Genomic DNA, 24,297 nt, shown 5'->3' on the forward strand with positions numbered 1-24,297 from the left:
AGACACACTCCCTGTTGATTATATTGGAAGCACATGGAAGAATACATTTGGTGTAGCCATGCGATAGTAATAACTAGACCAGCCAATTGCAGTTGAATTTTTAATATCATGATAATATAGACGTTCTTGTTCGAGCTCATCAATCATGGCAATATCACCTTGTAAATATTGATTAATCCGATGGATCGCTGTATCCAATCTTGACTTTAATCCACCATAACGTATATCAATTACTTCCCAGCCAAATGGTTTATTCATAGATAACCATTGATAGCGATGAGCAATGCGTAACTTTTCTGCCCTCTCCAAAATTTCTGGCAAAATCTGATCGGCTATTTGTTTTAATCCTTCTTTATTGCCTGCATCATAGACGGCCTTTAGTTCTACACCAATCGTCGCTTTCAAACTCAATAGTTCAGCTAATTTCTGAGGTACATCAAAGATAAAATCCAATTCATGATCCGGGTTTCGTATCGCTAGGATTTTTTGCGCTAGTTCTTGATAATGTGAATAAAGATCAAGCCCTTCTACATGTTTATCAAATACGCCAAGTAATACATCTTGCCAAAGTAAAAACTTAGAAGGATTGGTTTGTTCTTTATTATCTTTTGCTACTCCAGGAATGGCATCTAATTGATTTAATAATAGGAAGGCTCCTTCCTCTATACCTGTAATAAATTTCACCCGCTCCGTCACTTTCTCTCGATCTAAATCGTTAGTATACGCATGCTCGGCATATAATTGCAAACCTAATAAAGCAGAATAATAATTATTTTCATAGCCATCATCTCCCCAAAGGGTTACAAATACATCTTGAATCCCTTCTTGCTTACATGCTTGTAAGGCTGCATGACTTGTATCTAGGGACAATCCATAATTCGTTGCAAATGTATTCCAAACCCATATACCTCCAGCAAAAGCAGGGTTCCTTCCAAAGGCCTTATGCTTTCCCATCATAGCTAAGTAATCTTCTCTTTTTGTATGGGCATAATCCCAATACATTAACGTAACATTCTCAGGTGTTGCTTCAATGATTTCTTCAGGAATTTCTGTAGCAGGATCATAATGAACATCTCCTGTTTTTGATGCTAGCTTAATAAACATATCGCTCCACATGAATGGTTTTAACCCATTTGCTTCAACGATTTCTAACACACGTTCCAAATGCTTGGTCATTAATTCGAGACGATCCTTATAACCAAATTTATTCAAATAGACCCCTCTGCCCAATTCTTCCGCCTCGTCCATTCCAATATGGATACGTGAACTACGAAACGGCTTGGATACCGTTTCAACCATTTCTTTTACAAATTGGTACGTATCTTCACTTTCAACTAGCAGTACTCCACGTGTATCTTTTAATCTAGCGGCATCACTCCACTTCAAAAACTCTTCCAAGTGTGCCAGCGTTTGAATACATGGAATAACTTCAATTCCAAATTGATCTGCATAGTCATCAAGCGCTTTTAATTCTTCCTGGGAATACCTCCCCCGCATATATCCAAAATAGGGCTCGTTTTTTATTTCATATAAATCTTCCATATAAATCATGGCGGCATTAAAGCCCATTAATGCTAATTTACGAAAGATCCCTTTAAATTGATCTACTCTCATCACGGCATTCCGTGAGACATCAAACATTGGACCAATCGTGTCAAATTGCGGCTCTTCTTCTAAGAAAAATGCCTCCTTCTGTGCATAATGCTGGAAAAATAACCCTAGCCCACGGAAAAAGCCTGCCTTTTCCCCAAATACAATTTTCGCTCGTCCATCTTCATATGAAACGGATAATTGGTTATCTGCTTGCTCGATATGTATAGGAATTCCATCATCTGTCAATTTGAAGTTTAACTCTTGCTGCAAGGCATGAACTCCTGATAGTACTGCTTCTGTATCTCCTTCTAATTTGAGCTTCATCTTTCATCCTCCCTTTGTCAATGTAACAAGATTGGTAGAAAGCATATGCATCACTTTCCACCATTATCCCTGTTTACCCTTTAACTGCTCCAGAAGTTGCTCCTTTTTCCAATGTCTTTTGAGCGAATAAATAAAAGACAATCACCGGTATAACCGTCATCGCAATTGCCGCTGTCATTAGACCATAATCTGTACCATATTGCGAGCTGACATGTGATAATAAAACAACGATCGGACGGACTTGCTCCTGTTCAACGAGAACAAGCGATGTAAATAAGTCATTGTACGACCATAAAAATACAAATGTCCCCACTGTACCGAAAATAGGCAATGAGACCGGAAGAAATACTCTCGTAAACATTGACCAGCGACTGCACCCATCCATTAATGATGCCTCTTCCAGTTCTTTTGGTATCGTTGCCATATATCCACTAATAACGAGAATGGCAAATGGTAGATTCCCTGCTGTTTGTGGAATAATTAATGCCCAATACGTGTTCACCAATTCGAGATCGATCATCATTCGATAAACAGGTACAATCGTAGCAAATGCTGGAATTAACAAACTCATTACTAGAACTGTTTGCAACACTCCGCGAAGACGAAACCGCATCCTCGCCATAACAAAAGCTGCTAACCCCCCAAAGAATAGGGTAAAAAACACAACCGACCCAGACATAATAAAACTATTCAGATAACTCTTTCCAATATCTATTGTATCAAAAGCATTCAAATAATTCTGCAATGTTGGGTCAGCTGGCAGCCGAAACGTATTGGTGATAATCTCTTTTGATGGCTTAAACGAGTTTAAAAATACCCAAAGTAGTGGGAAGATTGTAGAAATTGACCAAACAATCAGGATCGTATAAATAAATAGTTTGCCAAATTTAGATTTTGTAAACAATCGGCCAAGGAAACTTTCCCATAATGTCAATTGTTTTTCTTCAGTACCCAAGTTGTGTTCACCACTTTTCTTGTTAAAATTCATCGATTAATAGGTTACCTCATCCTTATTGCTTAAAAACGTATTCGTAAGGAACGCCAATGACAGACCTATGACGACCATCAGTACTGCTAAGGTAGCACCGTAGCCAATCGCACCATCATCAAAAGCTTTTTGATACATGTATGTACCTAAAACCTCCGAAGATCTTGCTGGCCCGCCCCTCGTAATAATGTAAACCAATTCAAATATCTTTAATGCTCCTGTAATTGCTAGAACAAGGCATGTTTTTAAATCGCTAACAATTAGAGGAATCGTTAATTTGGTCATTCGTTGAAACCCTGTAATTCCTTCTAATTTAGCTGCTTCATAGAAATCGTCTGGGATCTTTTCTATCGCTGTTAGTATGATCAAAAAGTAAAAGCCTACATAACTCCATATCGTGGGAATTGCCACCATGTACAACGACGATTGCTCTGTCAGCCAAACAATTCGTTCAAATCCTAAATTCACTAATATTTCATTTAAGAGACCATTGCGATGATTATAAATTAATGTAAACAACAAACCGATAGCAGCACCGGAGATGACAATTGGAAAGAAAAACGTCGTGCGGAAAAAACGAACCCCATGTTTAATCGAGTCGACCATTACCGCTAACACCAAAGCTATACCTACTTGAAAAATAGCAACATATAACATTAATTCTAATGAATTTAATGTTGCGCCAATGGCAATCTCATCCTCAAACAACCGTTTATAATTATCCCATCCAATAAATTCCGAATTAAAAAAACCATCCGTATTATAAAAACTTTGAACAATGTTTTCGAAAAAAGGATAATATAAAAAAACAGCTGAGATTAAAAAAGCTGGCGCTAAGAAAAGAAATATAACGAATCGATCACCTTTCATAATGAACCCCTTTTTAACATGATTTAAATAAGAGCTGTCTCACATACGATGGAGACAGCCTTATCATGAATTATTCTAAAGCAGCAGCTTCTTCAAGTACATCCTTACCTGTTTTATCACCACTTACAATTTGTGGTACACTTGTTCGAATAAGTGTAAAAGCTTCTGGTAGAATCCGGTCATTAATTGGAGTCAATACTGATCCTGCTTCATCTACCATTTTATGACCTGCTGCAATATTTTCTGGTAAATCAGATAGCGATCCTTTTGCTGGAACCTGTCCAGTAGCTTCTGCAATTCGTAAAATGTTTTCCTCTGATGTTAAAAAGTTGAATAACTTAACAACGGCATCTTTTTTATTCTCGTCTTCATACGCTTTTGTACTTATAAACCAACCTTGAGAAGCACCACCTACAACATCTCCAGTTGATCCACCTTCTGCGTAAATCGGCATTGGCAATACTTCTACATGTTCTGCAACTTCTTCTGGAATACTTCCCCACGCCCAAGAACCTTCATAGAGCATTGCTGCTTGTTCTTGATGGAAAAGATTGGAAGCCATCGCTAGATCAATCGTTCCTGCATCTTCGGGGAACGCTCCCATTTCTGCATGTTTCCCAATATTATCTAGACCTTCTGCCCATGCCGCATTTTTATCTGCCAAGGTAGCATTATAGTTCTCTGCACCACCAGCAGCTAGTGCATAATGCTCTACTACGTAATAAGAATCTTCGGTTGAAGCAGCTACTGGAATAATATCCGTTTCGGAGAACTGTTTAATTGCCTCTTCATATTTCTCCCAAGTTGTTGGCAAATCTACGCCATGTTCTTCAAATAATTTTTTATTGACAAATAACCCTTCATAGAAACCGGTTTGTGGAGCAGCATAAAGATTACCATCTTCATATCGCTGCTGTTCCAACATCTCTCCATAACCAGAAAGGTCTACACCTTCTGCTTCTTCAAGATTCACCACTTTTCCAGCATCGATAATTCCTTCAGCATCTACCGTATTAAAATAAAACATAAGATCTGGTTCGTTGTTCGATGTAAAGTCGGTATTTATTTTGGTACGAATTGTACCAGCATCTGCTGATTGAGACTCATTGACAATGGAAACATGAGGATTTTCTTTCTTAAATTCTTCTAATAATGTTTCAAACACTTCACCTGCCGGATCCGTACCTGCCATTGTAGTAACCACTCGTAGCTCTACATCCTCTTTCGCTTCTGCATCATTTCCTCCTGAAGATTCATTACCTCCATCATCTCCACATGCAGCAAGAAGCAATAGAAAAATTGACATAATCATTACCAAAAACCCAAAACTTCTTTTCTTCACCATATTTCTCCCCCTTTTTTTGTTATTACAAATAATACAACTTAAGTAACATTTAGTTGTCTATACCGATAGTACCAGTTTTCTGAAAAATGTCAATATTATCAATCTAAAAAATGTAATCGCTATATTTGTGATGTTTATCCTAATCCTAGTTCCTTTCTCTATTCAATTTGGACATATATTCATGCCATTAACACGTCATTAATGTATGTAACATGTTTCAAAATTTGTTTTAAAGGCTTATTATAGTTGCTTACTTGCAAAAACCTTTCATTGCATTGCGAGCAGTATTGTATGCAATTTCCAAATCGAACATAGGTCTATATGTCTATACCAATATTTATGGCTGTCATAATCACAAATGCATTCACAATATAACGTGTTAAATGAAGGTACGCTTCATTTGTATTCGTTAGTTATAAAATGATTATTTCATCCCCCTAAACGATCGACATTCCTTCATATCATGATTAATTATTCCATTTACATTCCCAATTAACTGTTCTAGACAACTATATAGATTGGTGCTATGCTTTAATTAACTAATAAATGAAAATTTTCTTTCTATATAAAATAGAATAGGAATATATTCAACTAAGGAGTAACGACATGATTAATAAAAAATCTCCGATCCCAATCTATCATCAACTTGAGAAACATATTAAGAATCAAATTGAAAAACAGGAGTTACAGCCTGGAGATATATTACCTTCAGAACGTGAATACGCCGAAACGTACAATATAAGTAGAATGACAGTCAGGCAAGCAATTATGAATCTTGTAAGTGATCAACTCCTTTATCGAATAAAAGGTAAGGGCACCTTTGTAATGGGACCAAAATTTGAACAGAAGTTACAAGGCTTGACTAGTTTTACAGAAGAAATGCATGCAAGGGGAATGCAAACAAGCAGCAAATTACTTCAGTTTGAGATCGTTCCAGCTGGAAAGGAGCTTGCTAAACAGCTAGGAATAAAAGAATACGCACCAGTGTATGAAATCAAACGAATACGACTGGCTGAAGATATTCCTATGGCACTCGAACGCACGTATATCCCAGCAAACCTAGTAATGGGAATCACAGAAGAAATTGTCCAGCATTCACTCTATCAATATATTGAAAATACCCTTCATTTAAAGATTATGGATGGATTTCAACTAATTGAAGCTGCGATTGCAAATGAAGAAGAAGTTAAACATCTTCAAATTGAAGAATTGAAGAACATTCCCCGATTCTTCTTATGCAACGAACTACTCATTTAGAGAATAAACATACACTGGAAGTCGTAAAATCTTCGTACCGAGCGGACCGCTATAAATTCATGATCGATCTTATTCGTTATTAGACAATACGAAATCGGTATAAAGCAGGCATGCTCTCCACAGGCACGGGCTCTGCTATAACGAGTCAGCAAAACCACTTCCCAAGTAAGAAGATCTTCATGACCTGTGTTATTTAGCTAGATTCATACCTATTTCCACCACCTTAGTTTATCCGATAGACAAACTAAGTGTTTCCTGTTATACTTAATTTCAGAAATTGAAAGCGCTAAACAAATCTTGAAAGGAGGATAAGACAGGTTACTTGCTTCTTTTGAAAGCGTTATATTTATAACCTGGCTTTAAAATGAACATGACAAAGAATAGAAACTCCCTTTATATCTTTTCCATTACTTTTGTGGCAACTTTAGGTGGACTGTTATTTGGTTACGATACTGCTGTGATCTCAGGGGCAGAGAAATCTATCGAGAATTATCTAATTAATGGATTGGGGCTAAGTTCATTTATTCATGGAATAACTACTTCTAGTGCTTTGATTGGATGTATCATAGGAGGAATAATTGCTGGCTTTTTCTCTTCGACCTTTGGACGGAAAAAATCATTAATTGTAGCCTCAATTCTCTTTTTATTGTCAGCATTAGGTTCAGCCTACCCAGAGTTTTTATTTTTCGAAGTGGGAGAACCAACAATTGGTCTATTACTTACCTTTAATTTCTACCGAATAATCGGTGGGATTGGAGTTGGTTTGGCTTCAGCAATTGTGCCAATGTATATTGGTGAAATTGCACCAGCTACTATACGGGGGAGGCTTGTATCTTTTAATCAATTCGCCATTATATTTGGAATGTTAGTCGTCTATTTTGTAAATTGGGGCATCGCAAGAGGACAGTCATTAGACTGGATAAATGAAATGGGATGGCGGTTTATGTTTGCTTCAGAAGCTATTCCAGCATTATTATTTGGTGTTTTCCTTTTCTTTGTACCTGAAACACCTAGATACTTAGCATTAACCAATCAAGAAAGTAAAGCCTTAACCATTTTAACAAAAATCAATGGGAAGAACACAGCTTCCAACATCTTACAAGATATTAAACAATCAAAAAGCGCCTCTAAATCAAAGCTTTTCGCTTATGGTAAAACGGTAATCGTTATCGGGATTTTACTTTCCGTCTTCCAGCAATTTGTAGGTATTAATGTTGCCCTATACTATGCACCTCGTATTTTTGAAAGCATGGGTGCAGCAAAAGATGCTTCTATGCTTCAAACCATTGTGATGGGACTGGTGAATGTAATCTTCACGATTATTGCTATTATTACGGTGGATAAATTAGGACGCCGCCCATTATTAATAACTGGCTCCATTGGAATGGCTGTTGGAATGTTCGGAGTTGCCGGATTAGCTTTTGCCAATATTATAAGCATTGGGACATTAATCTTTATTATTATCTATACTGCTTCATTTATGATGTCATGGGGCCCAATTTGCTGGGTACTTATTTCTGAAATTTTCCCTAATAAAATTCGTGGCCAAGCTGTAGCAATTGCAGTAGCCGCACAATGGGCAGCCAACTATCTTGTATCTTCCACTTATCCAATGATGATGGAATATAGTGGTGGAATGACGTATGGAATTTATGGCATTGTCAGTGTAATCTCTGCCCTATTTGTTTGGAAGTTTGTACCAGAAACGAAAGGAAAGACATTAGAAGAGATGGAAAACATGTGGAACAATTCAAAAGAGACCAAAATTAGCTAATAGCAAACATAGATGGACAGCTAAACGGGTAGTTGTCCTTCTATGTTTTCATATACATCGAGTAGGGTTGTATAATGGCATTTCTCAACATACGCTTTCTTCCCCTTCACATATACTCTTTTGTTTTAAAACAAATTCTATTAAACGAAAAACCCTTTTCTACCTATTGAACATCCTCTATGATGCCCACCTTTAGGAAGAGAAAGGGAAATTCACTTACTTGTCTTTTACTTTCGATAGTCAACCAAAGCTTCATTTAATTCCTTTGTTTGGTAATAAATGTTTTTATAAAGAAGAAACAACTGCTGATACATTTTGACTTTATCTGAATCAGGGTAAAACTCATGCTCGACCTGTAGGAATGTATCTGCACATGCCTGGAGTGAATCAAACCAGTCGCAGCCAAATGCCGCCAACATAGCAGCACCCATACCAGGGCCTTGTTCACTAGAAAGCTTAATTATTCTTGCGTTAAAAATATCTGCTTGCATTTGTAGCCATTCTGAATTCTTTGCCCCCCCTCCCGTTGAAATAACGGTATCAATTTGCTTTCCGCTCTTTCGAAATATCGAGATCGATTCATGAAGAGAAAAAGTAATACCTTCCAAAACAGCACGAACAAAATCACGTCGCTCATGCGAGCTATCCATACCAATAAAACTTCCTCTAATATTCGCATCTGCGTGGGGGGTTCTTTCTCCTGAAATATATGGGGTGAATAATAATCCATTTGATCCTGGAGGAACAGCGCTGATCTCATTTAGAAGATTTTCATAGCTATCCTCTTTAGCAACTACTTCTTTAAACCAACTTAAACTATGTCCTGCTGCCAACGTAACTCCCATCGTATAATAGGCATCTGGAACGGCATGATTACAATAATGAACCTCCCCATGAAAGTCTTTATCATTGGTAGATTCATAGGAGAGCACGACGCCTGAAGTCCCAATACTACATAACGTCTTGCCATCCTCTAATATGCCAGAACCAATTGCTCCACAAGCATTATCTGCCCCCCCAGCAAAAACACGTGTTGCTGGAGAGAGACCAGTATCTGCAGCTATTTCGGCATTGATCTTTCCTACTGATTCATGGGAACCGATGAGCGGGGGGCAAATACTTGTAGAAATATCGAGCAGTTCACAAATTTCCGTGCTCCATTGATGCTTATTTATATCTAGGAGAAGAGTGCCCGCAGCATCGGAATAGTCCATATGCAATTGTCCGGTTAATCTATACCGTAAATAGTCCTTTGGTAATACAAATTTGGCTGCCTTTTGATAATTACCTGGTTCATTTGCCTTGACCCACAGTAATTTTGGCAAGGTGAATCCTTCTAAAGCAGGGTTTTTAGTGATCTCCAATAAGCGCTTTTCTCCAACGATATTGTAGATTTGTTTGCACTGATCTGTTGTTCTTGTATCATTCCAAAGAATTGCAGGACGAATAATTTGATTGTTATTGTCCATAAGAACTAACCCATGCATTTGCCCGGAAAAACTCATTCCTTGAATGGCTGCTTTATCACCCTGGAAATGCTGTAATAACTCCGTTAATCCTGCTAATGTTTGTGTGACCCACTCATTTGGATCTTGTTCGCTGTAACCTGCCTTTTTTTGTATTAACGGATAAGATTTTGAAACTTCCTTAACAACCTCGCCAAGCTGATTGACTAATAATAACTTTACTGCACTTGTTCCTAAATCCACACCAATCACGTACTTCATTGCTCACACCTCATTTAGTACCGCTTATTCACCTGCATAGGCTCTAAGTAAGTATTGATTCATTGTTGTCTTAATTTTTTCAAGTCGTCCAGATTGATGGCTTATCTCTTTTAATTCTAACGCATGTGCCTCTAATTTGTGAAAATCGGTGTTCCCTTCAACAATTTCTTTGCCAATACCTTCATTATAACTGTTGTATCGTTCATTGATAACGCCATCTAGCACTTGATCCTCAATTAATTGTTGTGCTACACGTAAACCAACAGCGAAGCTATCCATTCCGGCAATATGCGCATGGAATAAATCCTCTGGTTCAAATGAACCTCTTCTTACTTTCGCATCAAAGTTAAGGCCACCACGACCTAGCCCACCATTTTTAAGAATTTCGTACATAGCTAGCGTGGTACTATATAAATCGGTTGGAAATTCATCTGTATCCCACCCAAGTAACGGATCGCCCTGATTTGCATCAACAGAACCCAGCATGTTGTTAATGCGAGCATAGCGTAACTCATGTTCAAAGGTATGGCCAGCCAATGTAGCATGGTTTGCCTCAATATTAAATTTAAAGTGATCTTGTAAATCATACTTTTGTAAGAAAGCAAATCCTGTAGCTACATCAAAATCATACTGATGTGTCGTGGGCTCCTTTGGTTTTGGCTCAATTAAGAACTGTCCATTAAATCCAATTTCTTTGGCATAATCAACCGCCATATGGAAAAAACGACCCAGATTATCCATTTCTAATTGCATATCGGTATTTAAGAGCGTTTCGTATCCTTCACGTCCTCCCCAGAACACATAATTTTCTGCACCTAATTCTTTTCCAATTTCCAGTCCTTTTTTCACTTTAGCTGCAGAATAAGCAAAGATGTCTGCATGATTAGAAGAAGCCGCACCATGAATAAACCGTGGATGGGTAAAGTTATTCGCTGTATTCCAGAGCAATTTCGTTTTGCTATCTTTCATGTAGTCCTTCATTAAGCTAACAATCGTATCTAGGTTTTGATTGGTTTCTTTTAAATTCCTTCCCTCGGGCGCGATATCTACATCGTGAAAGCAGAAAAATGGAACATCTAATTTCTCAAATAATTCAAAAGCGGCGTCCAACCGTGCTTTTGCTAAATCCATACCTGTATACTTATCCCAAGGACGCACCATTGTTCCCGCACCAAATGGATCTGACCCATCCATAGTAAATGTATGCCAATAAGCGACTGCATAACGAAGTATCTCTTCCATCGTCTTTCCGCCGATCTTTTCATCTGGATTATAGAACTTGAATGCATAGGCATTGGTTGATGATGCACCTTCATACTTTATTTTTGGTACATTGTTGAAATATTTCATTATCTATACCTCCTATTAATAATACTTTTCATGTAAATGCTTTCAATTTAAAGTATAGCAATCTATCATTAGTTTGTCTATTGAATAAACTAAGTTTATAATAAAAGAACTAGTTTAGAACAAAAAGCGTTTCCATTATAATATAAAGATATAGGACTTTTGATAGTTAAGGAGATTCTTATATGAACAGTGTACTTTATCGGATACTAGAATGGATAACTAAAATGGCTTTGGTCAATGTATTATGGATCTTTTTTTCCTTAATAGGTGCTATTATTATCGGGATTTTCCCTTCTACAACTGCTATGTATGCAATTATACGCAAATGGTTACGAAGGGATACGGATATTCCTGTGCTCCGTACATTCTGGGTATACTACAAAAAAGAATTTAGGAAAAGCAATATTCTCGGGGCCATCCTCTTGCCAGGTATCCTGTTAATATGTCTGGATATTTGGTATATCCAGGCAAGTCGATTAGATTGGATACAAGTACCTTTATTTGCATTTATACTATTGTATATCATTTTCTTATTTTACATTTTTCCAACATATGTCCATTATGACCTCCATGTATTTAAGATAATAAAGCAAGCATTTTTAATTATGTTGATTCATCCGCTCCATACGTTTTTAATGATTCTTTGTCTAACGATTTTATTCTTCATTTACCAAACACTTCCTGCATTGGCTTTTATTTTTGGAGGATCCATTTATGCATTGATTACGATGTGGCTCGGTTTACATGCATTTCAATTGATTCACAAAAAACAGGAAACTCACAAGTGAATCAACCATAAACTAGGGTGCTATCTTACCCTTTTACAGCACTAGATGAGATTCCTTCTACTACTTTATTACTGAAGAATAGAAAGGCTAGTAGAATAGGAAGAAAACTAATAATTAACGTCGCTCCAATCGCTCCCCAATCTGTCATATACTGGCCAATGAAGTTCTGAATACCTACTGTTAACGTCTTGTATTCATCCGAACTAATGAATGTATTGACGAAAACAAATTCGTTCCAATTATAGATCATATTAATAATTACCGTTGTTGACATTATTGGCGTTGTCATGGGGAGAATAATTCTAAAAAACATTCGATGGATGGAACATCCGTCAATAATGGCTGCTTCTTCGATTTCCCGTGGTAATGTATAATAGAAACCTAATAGAATCATTATCGTAATAGGCAGATTATAAGCAGTATACGTAATAACAATCGACCACGGATTATCGATTAAATTTACATTTAAAAACATATTAAACAACGGGATAATGCTTGAATGTATAGGTATCATTAAACCTACCATAAATAAACCTAAAACAAGCTTATTCCATTTCCATTGCATGCGAGTGATTGCAAATGTCGCCATGCTTGCAAACAGTACAGTTAGGATAATCGCTACCCCCGTTATCCAGATACTATTCCAAAAGTAACCTCCTATCCCCCCTTCCCATACGGTTACGTAATTTTCCCATCTGAATTCTGCTGGTAATGCAAACGGTGATCCTGAAAAGATTTCTTGATTATCTTTTAAGGAGAACATAAAAAGCCAGATAATAGGAAATACCTGAAATAAAGCAACAAGTGCCAATGCGATATATAAGATGACATATCCAATACGTTGCATGTTATCCCTCCTTTTAGTATTGAATTTCTTCTTTGGTAGCAGTAGCTTTTCTAATAATAATCGTGACAATCAAGGTAATAATAAGTAATAAAAATCCAATAGCACTTCCATAACCGAAATCGTTACTCGAGAAGGCTAGTTTATACATATACGAGGCCATAACCTCACTTGCACCATTTGGACCTCCACCTGTCATGACATAGATCAAATCAAAGTACTTTAATGAACCGACAATTGCCAGTACAATTGTTACTTTAATCACCGTCATAATTAATGGTACTTTAATTCGGAACGCAATCTGAAGTGGGGTCGCTCCATCAATTCTAGCTGCTTCTATAATCGTTTCGGGGATATTTTTTAACGCTGCATAATAAATAAGAATATAAAAACCAGCATACTGCCATAAAATAGGAACGAAAATAGCAAATAATACAATAGAGGGTTCAGCTAACCAAGCTGGTGGATTTTCAAACCCAATTGTCATTAACACACTATTTAACATGCCATTCGTTGGATTAAATACTTTAATCCAGAGCTGAGCAATCGCTACAGATGATAGCAACATTGGTACTAGATAAATCTTTCTTAATAAATCAGATCCTTTTATCCTGGAGGCTAGTATGACTGATATGGCGAGATATCCTACTAAGCTAAGTGTTGAAAACAGCGCTAATAATAAAGAATGCCATGCACTTTCCCAAAACTTCACATCCTGAATTGCTGTAATATAATTCTCCAGTCCAATAAATTCCATGGCACTAATTCCATTCCAATCCATCAAGCCATAGTAGCCCGAAAGCAGAAGTGGAATAAATATGAGAACCCCGACTAATAAGAGAGCCGGAAGTATATAGATGGTAATCACCCATTTATTTGACATTACTTTATTCATTACATTCAACTCCATATTGAGAAGTTGAAAAGGACATCCTTTTGGGATGGTCCTTTTCATCATTAATCAGGTGATCTCCCTATTCGTTAGACAGCGCGTCTCCATGCTGCTTAGTGAAATCCCCCGGTGCTACTTCTTTACCGAATAAGGACTGAATCATATCCAGATGCACCTGCGCTACATCCGCACTCATTTGGACATCTGCAAATAGCGTAAGATTACTTGCCTGATTCAAATCATTTAATACATCCACATACATTTGTGGGAGATCAAGCGATCCGGCATCCACTTTTGTTGCTGGAATAACTCCTGCTTCTGTTACTGACTTCTCTCCCCATTCTTGTACAAAGAAGGACGCAAAATCTTTTGCCTCTTGTTTTACTTCTGAGTTTTCGGATACAAATAGACCGACACCTGGTCCGCCAACAAAGCTATTCATATCGCCATTTCCATCAACAGTTGGGAAATTAAAGTACCCGACAGAGTCTCTGAATTCTTGTGGCACATCCTCATTGGTCGTGTAATTAGGCAGATCCCAAGTTGCAATTAAATACATAGCTGCTTGTTCGTTCATAAACATACTCTTTGCTTCTTCATCGGAAAGTCCATTAAATCCTTTTACGAATGTATTCATGTCTACTAAATTTTGTACTTCCTTAGCTGCTTGTACTAAGTCAGGGTCATCAAATGAAGCTGACCGATTTATCGCATTTGTTAATAGATCAGAACCACCAATTCGATCAGCCAAGTACATATACCATAAAGAACCTGTCCATCGATCTTTATTACCTAAGGCAACTGGTGCTACACCATTATCGTTTAACGTTTTAACAATTTGTTGGAATTCTTCATATGTTTTTGGCGCTTCTAGGCCATATGCTTCAAAAATTGCTTTATTATAAAATACAGTTGCAATGTTTAATTCCAATGGCAATCCATATGTAGTGCCATCCACAGCATATGCTTCAGCTGTACCCGATACAAATCGATTTTTCAGTTCACCTTCTACCAAATCATCTAAAGGCGCAAATAATTCACCATCAACATAGGGTTCAAGAAATCCTGCTGCCCACGTCATCCCGACATCAGGCAATTCATTCGATGTCGAAAGCACTTTTAACTTGTCTTTGTATTGCTCATTACTCAAGACTTCTAAATCAATAGTTACATCAGGATTTTCACTTTCAAAATCGTTAATGATTTCGCTTACAATTTTATTATGCTGAGCAGAACTACCCTCTGGCCATAAATGCATAAATTTTACTGTTTTACCATCTTCAGAGCTAGCCTGCCCTTCATCTGCATCAGAACATCCAACTGCTAGGGTAAGCAGCATGAAAACTGACAACAAGAATGTAATCGCTTTCTTTTTAAACATAAACAAACCCCCGCCCCTTATTTTTTAAAAAGTTGCAATTTACTTACGAAATAAGAATATCATGCAAAACATCGTTTGTCTACTGAATAAACAAAGTTTATTTTTGTTAAATTTATGGTACACTGGAAACAGAGAGCTGCTTAGTTCTATGCATCGTTACTGACAAATTAATGAAAGAGATGACGTTATCGATGAGAATGACAAAAACATTTAATCAACATGTAGTTAAAAAAGAAAACAAATCACTCGTATTGGAGACAATTAAAGATCGTTCCCCCATTTCACGAGCTGATGTTTCAAACGTAACTGGTTTGAACAAAGGCACTGTGTCCTCTCTAGTAAGTGAATTACTGGATGAAGCGTTACTTAATGAATCAGGACCTGGACAATCAAGCGGTGGTCGAAGGCCCGTTATGCTATTATTTAATGAAAAAGCGGGATATTCAATTGGCATCGACTTAGGAGTCAATTACTTACTTGGCGTATTAACTGATTTAAAAGGAAACATTTGCCATGAGGAAGTTATGAAGTTTAAAGATTTAGGATACGAGGAGATTCTAACAAACCTATTCCACATCATAGACACTTTAATTGCATCAACTCCAGAAAGCCCCTACGGCATTATAGGAATAGGGATAGGCGTACCAGGTGCCGTTAATAAAGATGGAAATATTCTTTTAGCACCGAATTTAGATTGGAAAAATATACATTTAAAAGAAATAGTAGAAAACAAATATGATCTGCCAGTCATTGTAGAAAATGAAGCAAATGCTGGAGCATATGGAGAGCAGAAGTTCGGTGTAGGGAAAAGCTTTTCAAATATTATTTATATCAGTGTAGGAATAGGGATAGGAGTCGGACTAATATTAAATGGTAAACTCTATAAAGGGAACAATGGTTTTTCTGGTGAATTAGGACATATGACCATTCAAGTGGACGGGTTACCATGTCGTTGTGGAAACCAAGGTTGTTGGGAATTATATGCCTCTGAAAGAGCTTTAGTTAAACGAGCAGAGGGACGTAATATAGTTGCAAAACCAGGGGAAGATATTTCGCTGGAAGGTTTAACAAGCTTAGCAGAAAACGAGGATAAAGAAGCTATCCAGCTATTCGAACAAATTGGCGATTATTTAGGAGTAGGGATAAATAATATTATCAATACCTTTAACCCCGAGCAGGTAATTATCGGGAATCGAATGGCTGCTGCAAGTAAATGGTTGGATCAACCTTTAAAAAATCGAATGATTAATCAAACTCTATGGTTTCAACAAAAAGGTTTTCAGATTAATTATTCTGAACTTTCCACGCATTCAACAGCCTTAGGTGTTGCTGCATTTTCCGTAGAGAATTTCTTTAGAAATGATTTACTGCAAAATATGTGATGATGTCTTAAGACATCATCACATATTTCAGATATTTTTATGAAAGCGGATTCTAATAAAACTTTATAAAGGAGATATTTTTCATGAACAGGATTAAGAACCCTATCTTAACAGGTTTTAACCCAGATCCATGTATCTGTCGTGCGGGTGAAGACTATTATATTGCCGTCTCTACCTTTGAATGGTTCCCTGGAGTAGGTATTTACCATTCAAAGGATTTAAAGAATTGGCGACTGGTTGCAAGACCCTTGAATCGTTTAAGTCAATTAAACATGATGGGAAACCCAGATTCAGGTGGGGTTTGGGCCCCAGCTTTATCATTCAGTGATAATAAGTTCTGGCTTATCTATACCGATGTAAAAGTTGTCGATGGAAACTGGAAGGATTGCCATAATTACTTGGTCACCTGTGATACGATTGACGGGGAGTGGTCTGACCCAATACATATGAACAGCTCAGGGTTTGATCCATCTCTTTTCCACGATGAGGATGGCAGAAAATACTTTGTCAATATGGTATGGGACCATCGTGATGGCAATCATAATTTCTATGGGATTGTCCTGCAAGAATATGATCCGGTTAAGGAAAAACTCATCGGCAAAAAAGAAGTCATCTTTAAGGGAACCGATGTTAGGCTTACTGAAGCTCCCCATTTGTATAGAAAAAATAATTATTACTATCTTTTAACAGCAGAAGGCGGAACCAGATTTGATCATCAAGCAACCATTGCACGTTCAACACAGATAAATGGTCCATATGAAGTACATCCAGATAATCCATTAATTACTTCCTTTCCTTACCCGAGAAATCCTCTTCAAAAGGCTGGGCATGCCTCTATTGTTCATACCCATACGGATGAGTGGTTTTTGGTCCATTTAACAGGTCGTCCATTGCCTCAGGAAAATAAGCCTTTATTAGATCCAAGAGGTTATTGCCCACTTGGAAGGGAAACTGCCATCCAGCGAATGAAATGGCAAAACGATTGGCCGTATATTGTTGGCGGCAACCAACCCTTTCTTGAAATCGAAGGTCCGAATATGAAGGAAGTACAATGGGATAATGATATGGAAGGAAATGAAGATTTTAATGAAAAGGTGCTAAATCACCAGTTTCAATCCTTACGCATTCCATTGGGAGAAGACATTGTTTCTCTGAATGACAACCCTGGCCACCTGCGCATTTATGGCAGAGAATCATTAACTTCTAAATTCACGCAAGGTTTTATTGCACGCCGTTGGCAGCATTTTAATTTCACTGCAGAAACAAAAGTATCCTTTCAACCTGAGACGTTCCAACAAGCAGCTGGATTAGTAAACTATTATAATACGAAGAATTGGACTGCCTTGCAAATTACATGGAATGAAATAAAAGGTAGAATTCTAGATTTAACCATCTGCGATAACTTCTCATTGACCCAGCCACTAGGAGACAATAGAATTTCCATTCCAGATGATATACAGTATGTATATTTACGCGTAGATGTAAATACAACCGTTTATGAATATGCTTATTCGCTAGACGGTGAAACTTGGACAAAAATACCAGTAAAGCTACCTTCCTATAAACTATCGGATGATTATATTCATGGTGGTGGTTTCTTTACAGGTGCATTTGTCGGCATGCAGTGTCAGGATACCTCTGGACAGTATAACTATGCAGACTTTGATTATTTCAGCTATACCGCCAAATGCTAATCCTTTCCTTTCATCCTTCCTTGTTTTCAAGTTATAATTATTATAAGAGCAGGAGAAAGGGTGAGGGTTTTGAATCAAACATTTTCTATTCGGACGGAAAAACATTCGGATATGCTCGATATTACCGCTCAATTGGAAAATTGGATTCGTGAAGCGAACATAGAAGATGGGATCTTAGTTGTGCAGTCGATGCATACAACGGCAGGGATTACGGTTAATGAAAATGCAGATCCTGATGTAAAAACAGATATGTTAATGCGATTGGACGAGATTTACCCATGGGAACATCGGAAGGACAAACATTTTGAAGGGAATACTGCAGCTCACTTAAAGACAAGTACCATGGGGCATGCACAAACATTAATTATTCGAGATGGGAAGCTTGTACTTGGAACGTGGCAAGGCGTTTATTTCTGTGAATTTGATGGCCCACGTCATCGGAATTTCCATGCGAAAATCATTCAAGCTTAACATCACGAGGACGATCGGACGATTTCCGTGCAAAACAATTTATTACCAATAAAAAGCTTGTAGCTAAACGTTTTTCTACAAGCTTAGGGGGAGAACCTGATATCGGTTCTCCCTATTTATTAGGAGATCGAGACAAACAATTTAGATAAAATAATAAACGGAAATCTCAAACAAGGTACGCTATGTCCAGCCCTTCTGATTAATCGCCAGATACTGGAACTACTTTGCCGCCTTCAACTGCACCATATTGCGTATTAATCTCAAACCCACCATTTTCATCTATCTTTTCAATCTCATACACTTTCTTTTCTTCTGGTAATGATTCTAGACCATCTTGAATATGTTCTCTAATCACAGTTGCATCTTCTACATTACCAGCTGCTTTCATTGCTTCTACAAAGATATACATGGATAAATAGTGGAAGCCTGCCTCTGAACCAGGATCTTTGTTATATTTTTCCTGATACTTTTTCACGAATTCCTCTGTTCCTGGATAATTGGCGTTGATCAATGGAATCGTGCCAATCGAACCTTCTAATGGTTCGTATGAGCCAGTGACATTTTTCATTTCATCTAGCTTTGCCTGATCCATTACAATAAAACCACCTTCGAACCCTAAATCTCTTGCTTGTTGAGCCACTTTTGCTGTAGGTTCAGAAGGGCCCCCAATAAATAAAACATCCGGATTTGATTCAAGTGCATTCGTTAAGAAAGTAAAGAAATCCGTGTCTTTCGAGAAATCAATCGCGGATTCATGCACCACTTCGCCACCTGCTTTTTCCCAATATGGTTTAATTGCTTCTGCCCAGTCCTTCCCATATTGTGTGACTGGTGGTAGTGCAGCTAATTTGTTACCGAAGTTCTCCATAGCATAATTAGTAAATGGCTCTAAGTAACCATCATAACTTGGGGGAATGCGTACCGTTAACTCATTCCCTGCTTCGGTAATCGCTGGTTCACTCGAATATGCGCCAATCAGAAAGTTCTCTTGTTCATTAAATACTTGTAATGCAGCGATTCCCCCACTGTGTGGTGTGAACACAACTGGTGTATCATCCTCTTGAACGAGTCGACGTGCATTTGCAGCAGTCTCATTTGGTAAGTACTTGTCATCATAAGCAATTAAATTTAGCTTATACGTTTTTCCATCTACTTCAAATCCTTGTTCGTTAATTTCTTCCACAGCCATTTCTAGGCCATTTAATGTATTTTCCCCGTAATAAGCAGCTGCCCCACTTAATGGCCCGCTATAACCAATATTCACAACGTTCTCTCCACCAGTTGCTTCTTCTTTATCATTACTGGTTTTTCCTGCTGAATCAATACATGCTGATAGAAATACAATGATAAAACCAACCAATAGCATTCTGATAATTTTACCTTTCATTTGATTCCCTCCTTTTTTCAATTAACTACTAAGCTCCTACATATGCCTTCCTTACTTCCTCATTGGCCAGCAATTCTTCTGCACTCCCTTGGACAACAACCTTACCGCTTTCATAAACATACCCCTTATCCGCGATGCTTAGAGCTGCATTTGCATTTTGCTCAGCTAGTAGAATCGTTGTCCCCTCCTGATTGATTTGTTGAATGCTTTTAAACATTTGCTCTACGATTAAAGGAGCTAAGCCAATAGAAGGTTCATCTAACAGCATAAATTCTGGTTTGGCCATTAGTGCTCTGCCAATTGCCAGCATTTGCTGTTGGCCGCCACTAAGTGAACCGGCAGGATTACTTCGCTTTTCATAAAGAATAGGAAATAACTCAAACACCTCTTGAAGGGTTGCTCTTAATCTACTTTTCTTGCCTCTATGAACGTATCCTCCTAACATAAGATTTTCTTGTACGGTCATTTGTTGAAATAGCTTTCGATCCTCCGCACACTGGACAATCCCCATCTTTACTATTTTGTCTGGTGACTTTCCAGCTATTGACTGACCATTTAGCATGATATGCCCGGAAACAGGCTTATTTAAGCCACTAATTGTTTGGAAGGTAGTACTCTTTCCTGCCCCATTTGCACCAAGTAAAACAACAATTTCACCATGGTCTACTTCCAGATTCACTCGATGTAACGCCTCAAAGTTTCCATACTTAACGGTAAGATTTACTAATTTAAGCACTCGCTTCCCCTCCCAAATAGGCACGGATAACTTCTTCATTTTTATTGATCTCTTCAGGTGCCCCTTCAGCAATTTTTTCTCCATAATTGAGTACCATGATTTTGTCTGCCATCTGCATAATCATTTTCATTTTGTGTTCAATTAAGCAAATCGTAATGCCCATTTGTGCCAATTCAGTAATTAATCCTGCTAATCCATTAGTTTCATCTGGATTAATCCCAGCAGTAGGCTCGTCGAGGAAAAGCACTTCTGGATCGGTTGCTAAAGCTAAGGCAATGGCAACTCGCTTTTTTTCCTCTTGGGAGATATTCGTTACTATTTTTGTAGCCACATGGGTTAACCCTGTTGCTTGCAAAACTTCCCATGCTTTTTCTTTGCATTGTTCTTCTTCTTGTTTGCAACGTTTCGTTCGTAAAATTGCATCCAACAAATTTGTTTTTGTTCGCAGTCTGTGGCCCACAATGACATTATCAAATACCGTTGCACGTTCAAATAAATTCGTTGTTTGAAACGTTCTTGCTATGCCAAGTTCTGCTATTTTATTTGAGGATAAATGGGAAATCTCTTGGTCTTTAAAGAACACTTCTCCAGAACTCGGACGATGCAGACCAGTGATGAGATTAAAAAATGTAGATTTGCCTGCCCCGTTAGGCCCGATAATGGCATTGATCTTCCCTTTTTCAATAGCAAAATCGACCTCTTTGACTGCAGTTAGTCCTCCAAATTCTTTGGATAACTCCCTTGTTTCAAAATACATGATGCATTCCCTCCTACGCTTGTTTTTTCATTGTGGTCATGTTTATTCGCTGCTTTTCCTTTCGTCGTGCCCTCCATTGTAAAAACGTACCGGAAATTCCTCCAGGAGCAAAGATAATGATTAACGTAAGCAGCGGACCAAAAATCAACATTCGATAATCCTGCAGAAATTGTAGATTCTGAGATAACCAAACAATTAATAATGTTCCTATCAACGGACCGGATAATGTCCCAATTCCGCCGACAATCATATAGGTTAATAAATCAAAAGTGATGGTTGTATAGGCGATTTCCGGTCCGATAAATCGAATAAAACTTGCATAGAGCGCTCCCGCTAGTCCTGCATAAAAAGTAGACAATACAAACGAAGTGAGTTTGTTTCGCATTGGTGATATACCAAGTGATTGTGCTAAAGGCTCACTGTTTCGAATAGCTGTAAAGGATCTTCCTGTAAGGGAATGGACGATTCGGTATACGGTAAAAATGACAAGAAGTAGAATGATGAAAACAAAATAGTATTGGGAAAGTGGTGTAGAAAGAGAAATAAAACCGATATCAGCTGGAGCAGGTATGCCTATTAACCCCCGAACTCCTCCAGTTAACGAGTCCCATTTATCAATGATTAAATAGATAATGTAGCCAACACATAAGGTGTAAATTGCGAAGAAATGTTCTTTGGTGCGAAGTGCGATAAGTCCAATCATTACACCAATAATGCATGTAATGATGGGTGAAAGCATAAATGCCAACCAATAATTTAATTCGACTTTTACAGTAAGTAATCCAAGTGAATATGCTCCTATAGCAAAGAAGCCTGCATGTGCTAAGGAAAGATAGCCAGTATATCCAGAAAGTAGATTTAAACCATAAACGGCAATTGTCCAAATAAAAGCTAATGTCAAAATATGAATATAGTATTGGTTCGGTACGATTAAAGGAAAGATAATAGCAAGCAAGATCAAGACAAATAAGAGCCCTTTCTTATTGACCACTGCCATTTATACGCCCCCTTTCGCAAAAATACCTTGTGGTTTGATGGAGAGAATAACGATTAATAAGACAAAGGCAATAATATCTTTGTAGTCACTAGAGATATAAGTCGCTCCTATACTTTCACTGAAACCTAAAATATAACCGCCTAAGATGGCGCCAGGAATACTGCCCATACCACCAATGATGATAATGACAAAGGCTTTTAAAATAACTAAATGCCCCATCCCAGGAAATACGAGGTTAATTGGGGAAGTAAGTGAGGCACCGATTGCCGCTAGTGTCCCAGCTATAAAAAAAGTTATAACTGCTACTTTGTTGGTGTTAATTCCCACTAACGAAGCTCCTTCACGATTTTGAGCCATTGCCAGTATTGAAGCTCCCATAAATGTTTTCTTTAAAAACAGATAAAGTAAAATCATAACCGCAATTGCGGCTACGACGATAATTAACCGCTGAACAGTCAATGTTACATCAGCAAATTGAATAACTTGCCCGTATGGCGTGGGCATTTGCCGATAATCAGCACCCCAAATTAACTGGGCAAGTGCTTCCAGAAAAAGCAGCATTCCGATTGCAGCAACTTTATGCTGAATGGGGGTGGACTTTCGTAATGGATGAAAGACAAGTCGATCCATAAGTACACTCAGTATTCCAATTGTTATAATGGAAATGAGGATGGATATCCAATAATTCACCCCTAAATAAACCATCATCGTTAACGTGACGTACCCACCGAGCATGTAAAGCGCACCATGAGCAAAGTTTGGTATGTGTAAAATGCCATAAACCAGAGTTAATCCCAGAGCTACCAAACTATAGACACTTCCAATTGTTAATCCATTAAACAGCTGCTGAATAAATATATCCATGCCAACTCCCCTTACTTCGTTAATTTTACAGACTGGTTCGTAGCCTGGTCATCTCCTGTCACTGTATTTTTCCTTCTGACAGATATTTAAAGCGCTTACATAATTGACTTAGCTCTACTCGAGCATAGAAATCCCTCCTTTTTACAAATACATTACTTGGGCAGTGCTTGCAGGTAAGACGTTAAGTTCTGCCTTAGTTCATTAGGTATCTCAATTGTTTTTTGTTCAGCATAGTTAAAGCACACTGTAATTGCTGTAGTTTTAGCAATTTCAATTCCTGTTGCTTTATCTGATAACGTATGGCCGATCGTAAAACTTTTTCCTCCTACATTTGTGACGTAAGTATATAGCTTTAACTCCTGACCAGCGTATGCTTGAGAAATATAGTCACACGTAATCGATGCCAAAATGAAATTCAAGGCATCGTTTCTTTCAGGACACACGATTTTAAAAAACTTCGTTCGGGCTTCTTCAAAGTAGAAAAAATAACTCACATTATTAACATGGCCAGCAGCATCTGTCTCACTAAAACGAACATATATATCTATCTCATGTACATAATCCAATTAAATCACTCCTCAACTTCACATTTTAAATCCGATTACATTAATGAACATACAAGTATTACATTTTACGTCAACTACAATCGTAGACTTACTAAACACCATCAACATACTAACTACTCGGTATGTTCTGAATATTTAATATTATTATAGCAAAAACACTTCGTATTTCAATGTATTTTTTTGATTTTTTATTTTAATACAACCAACGATCCACTTTTACAATTAATTAAAAGTGAATCGTTTGACCAAATTTAGTGACCTTCCCCGTCCGAGAAATCGTTCCCTCAAGTTAACTAGCCGTAGTCTATTA

General features: G+C 37.7%; 20 protein-coding genes and 1 pseudogene. 6 read left to right on the forward strand and 15 right to left on the reverse strand.

Annotation, left to right across the window (positions count from 1 at the left end):
• Positions 1–18: 18 nt before the first annotated feature.
• The 4 genes from JKP73_RS03685 to JKP73_RS03700 form a co-directional block, all read right to left on the reverse strand.
• Positions 19–1,917, reverse strand: coding sequence for a beta-N-acetylhexosaminidase (locus JKP73_RS03685; RefSeq protein WP_200410938.1), 1,899 nt, complete (start codon positions 1,915–1,917; stop codon positions 19–21).
• A gap of 73 nt (positions 1,918–1,990) precedes the next feature.
• Positions 1,991–2,905 (reverse strand): carbohydrate ABC transporter permease, encoded by a 915-nt coding sequence (locus JKP73_RS03690; protein WP_021289604.1) that lies wholly within the window; start codon positions 2,903–2,905, stop codon positions 1,991–1,993.
• A 3-nt stretch (positions 2,906–2,908) separates the two neighbouring features.
• Positions 2,909–3,775, reverse strand: coding sequence for a carbohydrate ABC transporter permease (locus JKP73_RS03695; RefSeq protein WP_021289605.1), 867 nt, complete (start codon positions 3,773–3,775; stop codon positions 2,909–2,911).
• 70 nt (positions 3,776–3,845) lie between these two features.
• Positions 3,846–5,120: an ABC transporter substrate-binding protein gene (locus JKP73_RS03700; protein ID WP_188944019.1), complete on the reverse strand. Its 1,275-nt coding sequence runs from the start codon at positions 5,118–5,120 to the stop codon at positions 3,846–3,848.
• 606 nt (positions 5,121–5,726) lie between these two features.
• Here JKP73_RS03700 and JKP73_RS03705 point away from each other — a divergent pair.
• Positions 5,727–6,460, forward strand: a pseudogene (locus JKP73_RS03705) (GntR family transcriptional regulator).
• 287 nt (positions 6,461–6,747) lie between these two features.
• Positions 6,748–8,151 carry a D-xylose transporter XylE gene (gene xylE / locus JKP73_RS03710; protein ID WP_031335133.1) on the forward strand — a complete coding sequence of 468 codons (1,404 nt, stop codon included), beginning with the start codon at positions 6,748–6,750 and terminating at the stop codon, positions 8,149–8,151.
• Between the two features lie 227 nt (positions 8,152–8,378).
• Here xylE and xylB read toward each other — a convergent pair whose 3' ends face one another.
• Both xylB and xylA read right to left on the reverse strand, forming a co-directional pair.
• Positions 8,379–9,878, reverse strand: a complete 1,500-nt coding sequence (gene xylB / locus JKP73_RS03715) for a xylulokinase (RefSeq protein WP_021289609.1) — start codon at positions 9,876–9,878, stop codon at positions 8,379–8,381.
• Between the two features lie 24 nt (positions 9,879–9,902).
• Positions 9,903–11,228, reverse strand: a complete 1,326-nt coding sequence (gene xylA, locus JKP73_RS03720; protein WP_021289610.1) for a xylose isomerase — start codon at positions 11,226–11,228, stop codon at positions 9,903–9,905.
• 182 nt (positions 11,229–11,410) lie between these two features.
• Here xylA and JKP73_RS03725 point away from each other — a divergent pair, with 182 nt between their 5' ends.
• Positions 11,411–12,016 carry a YesL family protein gene (locus JKP73_RS03725; protein ID WP_021289611.1) on the forward strand — a complete coding sequence of 202 codons (606 nt, stop codon included), beginning with the start codon at positions 11,411–11,413 and terminating at the stop codon, positions 12,014–12,016.
• A 25-nt stretch (positions 12,017–12,041) separates the two neighbouring features.
• Here the strand turns inward: JKP73_RS03725 and JKP73_RS03730 are convergent, their stop codons facing one another.
• The 3 genes from JKP73_RS03730 to JKP73_RS03740 form a co-directional block, all read right to left on the reverse strand.
• Complete coding sequence (locus tag JKP73_RS03730; protein ID WP_021289612.1) at positions 12,042–12,863, reverse strand: carbohydrate ABC transporter permease; 822 nt, start codon at positions 12,861–12,863, stop codon at positions 12,042–12,044.
• 13 nt (positions 12,864–12,876) lie between these two features.
• Positions 12,877–13,755 carry a carbohydrate ABC transporter permease gene (locus JKP73_RS03735; RefSeq protein ID WP_031335135.1) on the reverse strand — a complete coding sequence of 293 codons (879 nt, stop codon included), beginning with the start codon at positions 13,753–13,755 and terminating at the stop codon, positions 12,877–12,879.
• A gap of 79 nt (positions 13,756–13,834) precedes the next feature.
• Positions 13,835–15,133: an extracellular solute-binding protein gene (locus tag JKP73_RS03740; RefSeq protein WP_200410939.1), complete on the reverse strand. Its 1,299-nt coding sequence runs from the start codon at positions 15,131–15,133 to the stop codon at positions 13,835–13,837.
• A gap of 191 nt (positions 15,134–15,324) precedes the next feature.
• Here JKP73_RS03740 and JKP73_RS03745 point away from each other — a divergent pair, with 191 nt between their 5' ends.
• From JKP73_RS03745 to JKP73_RS03755, 3 genes are all read left to right on the forward strand, one after another.
• Entirely contained in the window at positions 15,325–16,515 is a 1,191-nt protein-coding gene (locus JKP73_RS03745; protein WP_038242484.1) for an ROK family protein, read from the forward strand.
• An 83-nt stretch (positions 16,516–16,598) separates the two neighbouring features.
• On the forward strand, positions 16,599–18,209 hold the full coding sequence (locus tag JKP73_RS03750) for a glycoside hydrolase family 43 protein (RefSeq protein WP_021289616.1): 1,611 nt from the start codon (positions 16,599–16,601) through the stop codon (positions 18,207–18,209).
• Positions 18,210–18,278: 69 nt separating this feature from the next.
• Positions 18,279–18,680, forward strand: a complete 402-nt coding sequence (locus JKP73_RS03755) for a secondary thiamine-phosphate synthase enzyme YjbQ (RefSeq protein ID WP_031335137.1) — start codon at positions 18,279–18,281, stop codon at positions 18,678–18,680.
• A 199-nt stretch (positions 18,681–18,879) separates the two neighbouring features.
• On the opposite strand, the gene JKP73_RS03760 is transcribed toward JKP73_RS03755, so the two are convergent.
• From JKP73_RS03760 to JKP73_RS03785, 6 genes are all read right to left on the reverse strand, one after another.
• Positions 18,880–20,067 (reverse strand): ABC transporter substrate-binding protein, encoded by a 1,188-nt coding sequence (locus tag JKP73_RS03760; protein WP_021289618.1) that lies wholly within the window; start codon positions 20,065–20,067, stop codon positions 18,880–18,882.
• A gap of 28 nt (positions 20,068–20,095) precedes the next feature.
• Positions 20,096–20,803 (reverse strand): ABC transporter ATP-binding protein, encoded by a 708-nt coding sequence (locus JKP73_RS03765; RefSeq protein ID WP_021289619.1) that lies wholly within the window; start codon positions 20,801–20,803, stop codon positions 20,096–20,098.
• Complete coding sequence (locus JKP73_RS03770; RefSeq protein ID WP_021289620.1) at positions 20,796–21,560, reverse strand: ABC transporter ATP-binding protein; 765 nt, start codon at positions 21,558–21,560, stop codon at positions 20,796–20,798. Before JKP73_RS03770 ends, JKP73_RS03765 begins: the two co-directional genes overlap by 8 nt.
• 13 nt (positions 21,561–21,573) lie before the next feature.
• Entirely contained in the window at positions 21,574–22,557 is a 984-nt protein-coding gene (locus JKP73_RS03775) for a branched-chain amino acid ABC transporter permease (protein ID WP_160806766.1), read from the reverse strand.
• Entirely contained in the window at positions 22,558–23,421 is an 864-nt protein-coding gene (locus tag JKP73_RS03780; RefSeq protein ID WP_021289622.1) for a branched-chain amino acid ABC transporter permease, read from the reverse strand.
• Positions 23,422–23,573: 152 nt separating this feature from the next.
• Entirely contained in the window at positions 23,574–23,987 is a 414-nt protein-coding gene (locus JKP73_RS03785) for an acyl-CoA thioesterase (RefSeq protein WP_021289623.1), read from the reverse strand.
• Positions 23,988–24,297: the final 310 nt, after the last annotated feature.

It is taken from the genome of Virgibacillus salexigens, from assembly GCF_014905415.1.
Classification (GTDB): Bacteria; Bacillota; Bacilli; order Bacillales; family Amphibacillaceae; genus Virgibacillus; species Virgibacillus salexigens.

Excerpts from the sequence above, each read along its gene's own strand:
- JKP73_RS03685 (WP_200410938.1), bottom strand. The coding sequence starts at position 1,917 with ATGAAGCTCAAATTAGAAGGAGATACAGAAGCAGTACTATCAGGAGTT.
- JKP73_RS03690 (WP_021289604.1), bottom strand. The coding sequence starts at position 2,905 with ATGAATTTTAACAAGAAAAGTGGTGAACACAACTTGGGTACTGAAGAA.
- JKP73_RS03695 (WP_021289605.1), bottom strand. The coding sequence starts at position 3,775 with ATGAAAGGTGATCGATTCGTTATATTTCTTTTCTTAGCGCCAGCTTTT.
- JKP73_RS03700 (WP_188944019.1), bottom strand. The coding sequence starts at position 5,120 with ATGGTGAAGAAAAGAAGTTTTGGGTTTTTGGTAATGATTATGTCAATT.
- xylE (WP_031335133.1), top strand. The coding sequence starts at position 6,748 with ATGACAAAGAATAGAAACTCCCTTTATATCTTTTCCATTACTTTTGTG.
- xylB (WP_021289609.1), bottom strand. The coding sequence starts at position 9,878 with ATGAAGTACGTGATTGGTGTGGATTTAGGAACAAGTGCAGTAAAGTTA.
- xylA (WP_021289610.1), bottom strand. The coding sequence starts at position 11,228 with ATGAAATATTTCAACAATGTACCAAAAATAAAGTATGAAGGTGCATCA.
- JKP73_RS03725 (WP_021289611.1), top strand. The coding sequence starts at position 11,411 with ATGAACAGTGTACTTTATCGGATACTAGAATGGATAACTAAAATGGCT.
- JKP73_RS03730 (WP_021289612.1), bottom strand. The coding sequence starts at position 12,863 with ATGCAACGTATTGGATATGTCATCTTATATATCGCATTGGCACTTGTT.
- JKP73_RS03735 (WP_031335135.1), bottom strand. The coding sequence starts at position 13,755 with ATGAATAAAGTAATGTCAAATAAATGGGTGATTACCATCTATATACTT.
- JKP73_RS03740 (WP_200410939.1), bottom strand. The coding sequence starts at position 15,133 with ATGTTTAAAAAGAAAGCGATTACATTCTTGTTGTCAGTTTTCATGCTG.
- JKP73_RS03745 (WP_038242484.1), top strand. The coding sequence starts at position 15,325 with ATGAGAATGACAAAAACATTTAATCAACATGTAGTTAAAAAAGAAAAC.
- JKP73_RS03750 (WP_021289616.1), top strand. The coding sequence starts at position 16,599 with ATGAACAGGATTAAGAACCCTATCTTAACAGGTTTTAACCCAGATCCA.
- JKP73_RS03760 (WP_021289618.1), bottom strand. The coding sequence starts at position 20,067 with ATGAAAGGTAAAATTATCAGAATGCTATTGGTTGGTTTTATCATTGTA.
- JKP73_RS03770 (WP_021289620.1), bottom strand. The coding sequence starts at position 21,560 with ATGTATTTTGAAACAAGGGAGTTATCCAAAGAATTTGGAGGACTAACT.
- JKP73_RS03775 (WP_160806766.1), bottom strand. The coding sequence starts at position 22,557 with ATGGCAGTGGTCAATAAGAAAGGGCTCTTATTTGTCTTGATCTTGCTT.
- JKP73_RS03780 (WP_021289622.1), bottom strand. The coding sequence starts at position 23,421 with ATGGATATATTTATTCAGCAGCTGTTTAATGGATTAACAATTGGAAGT.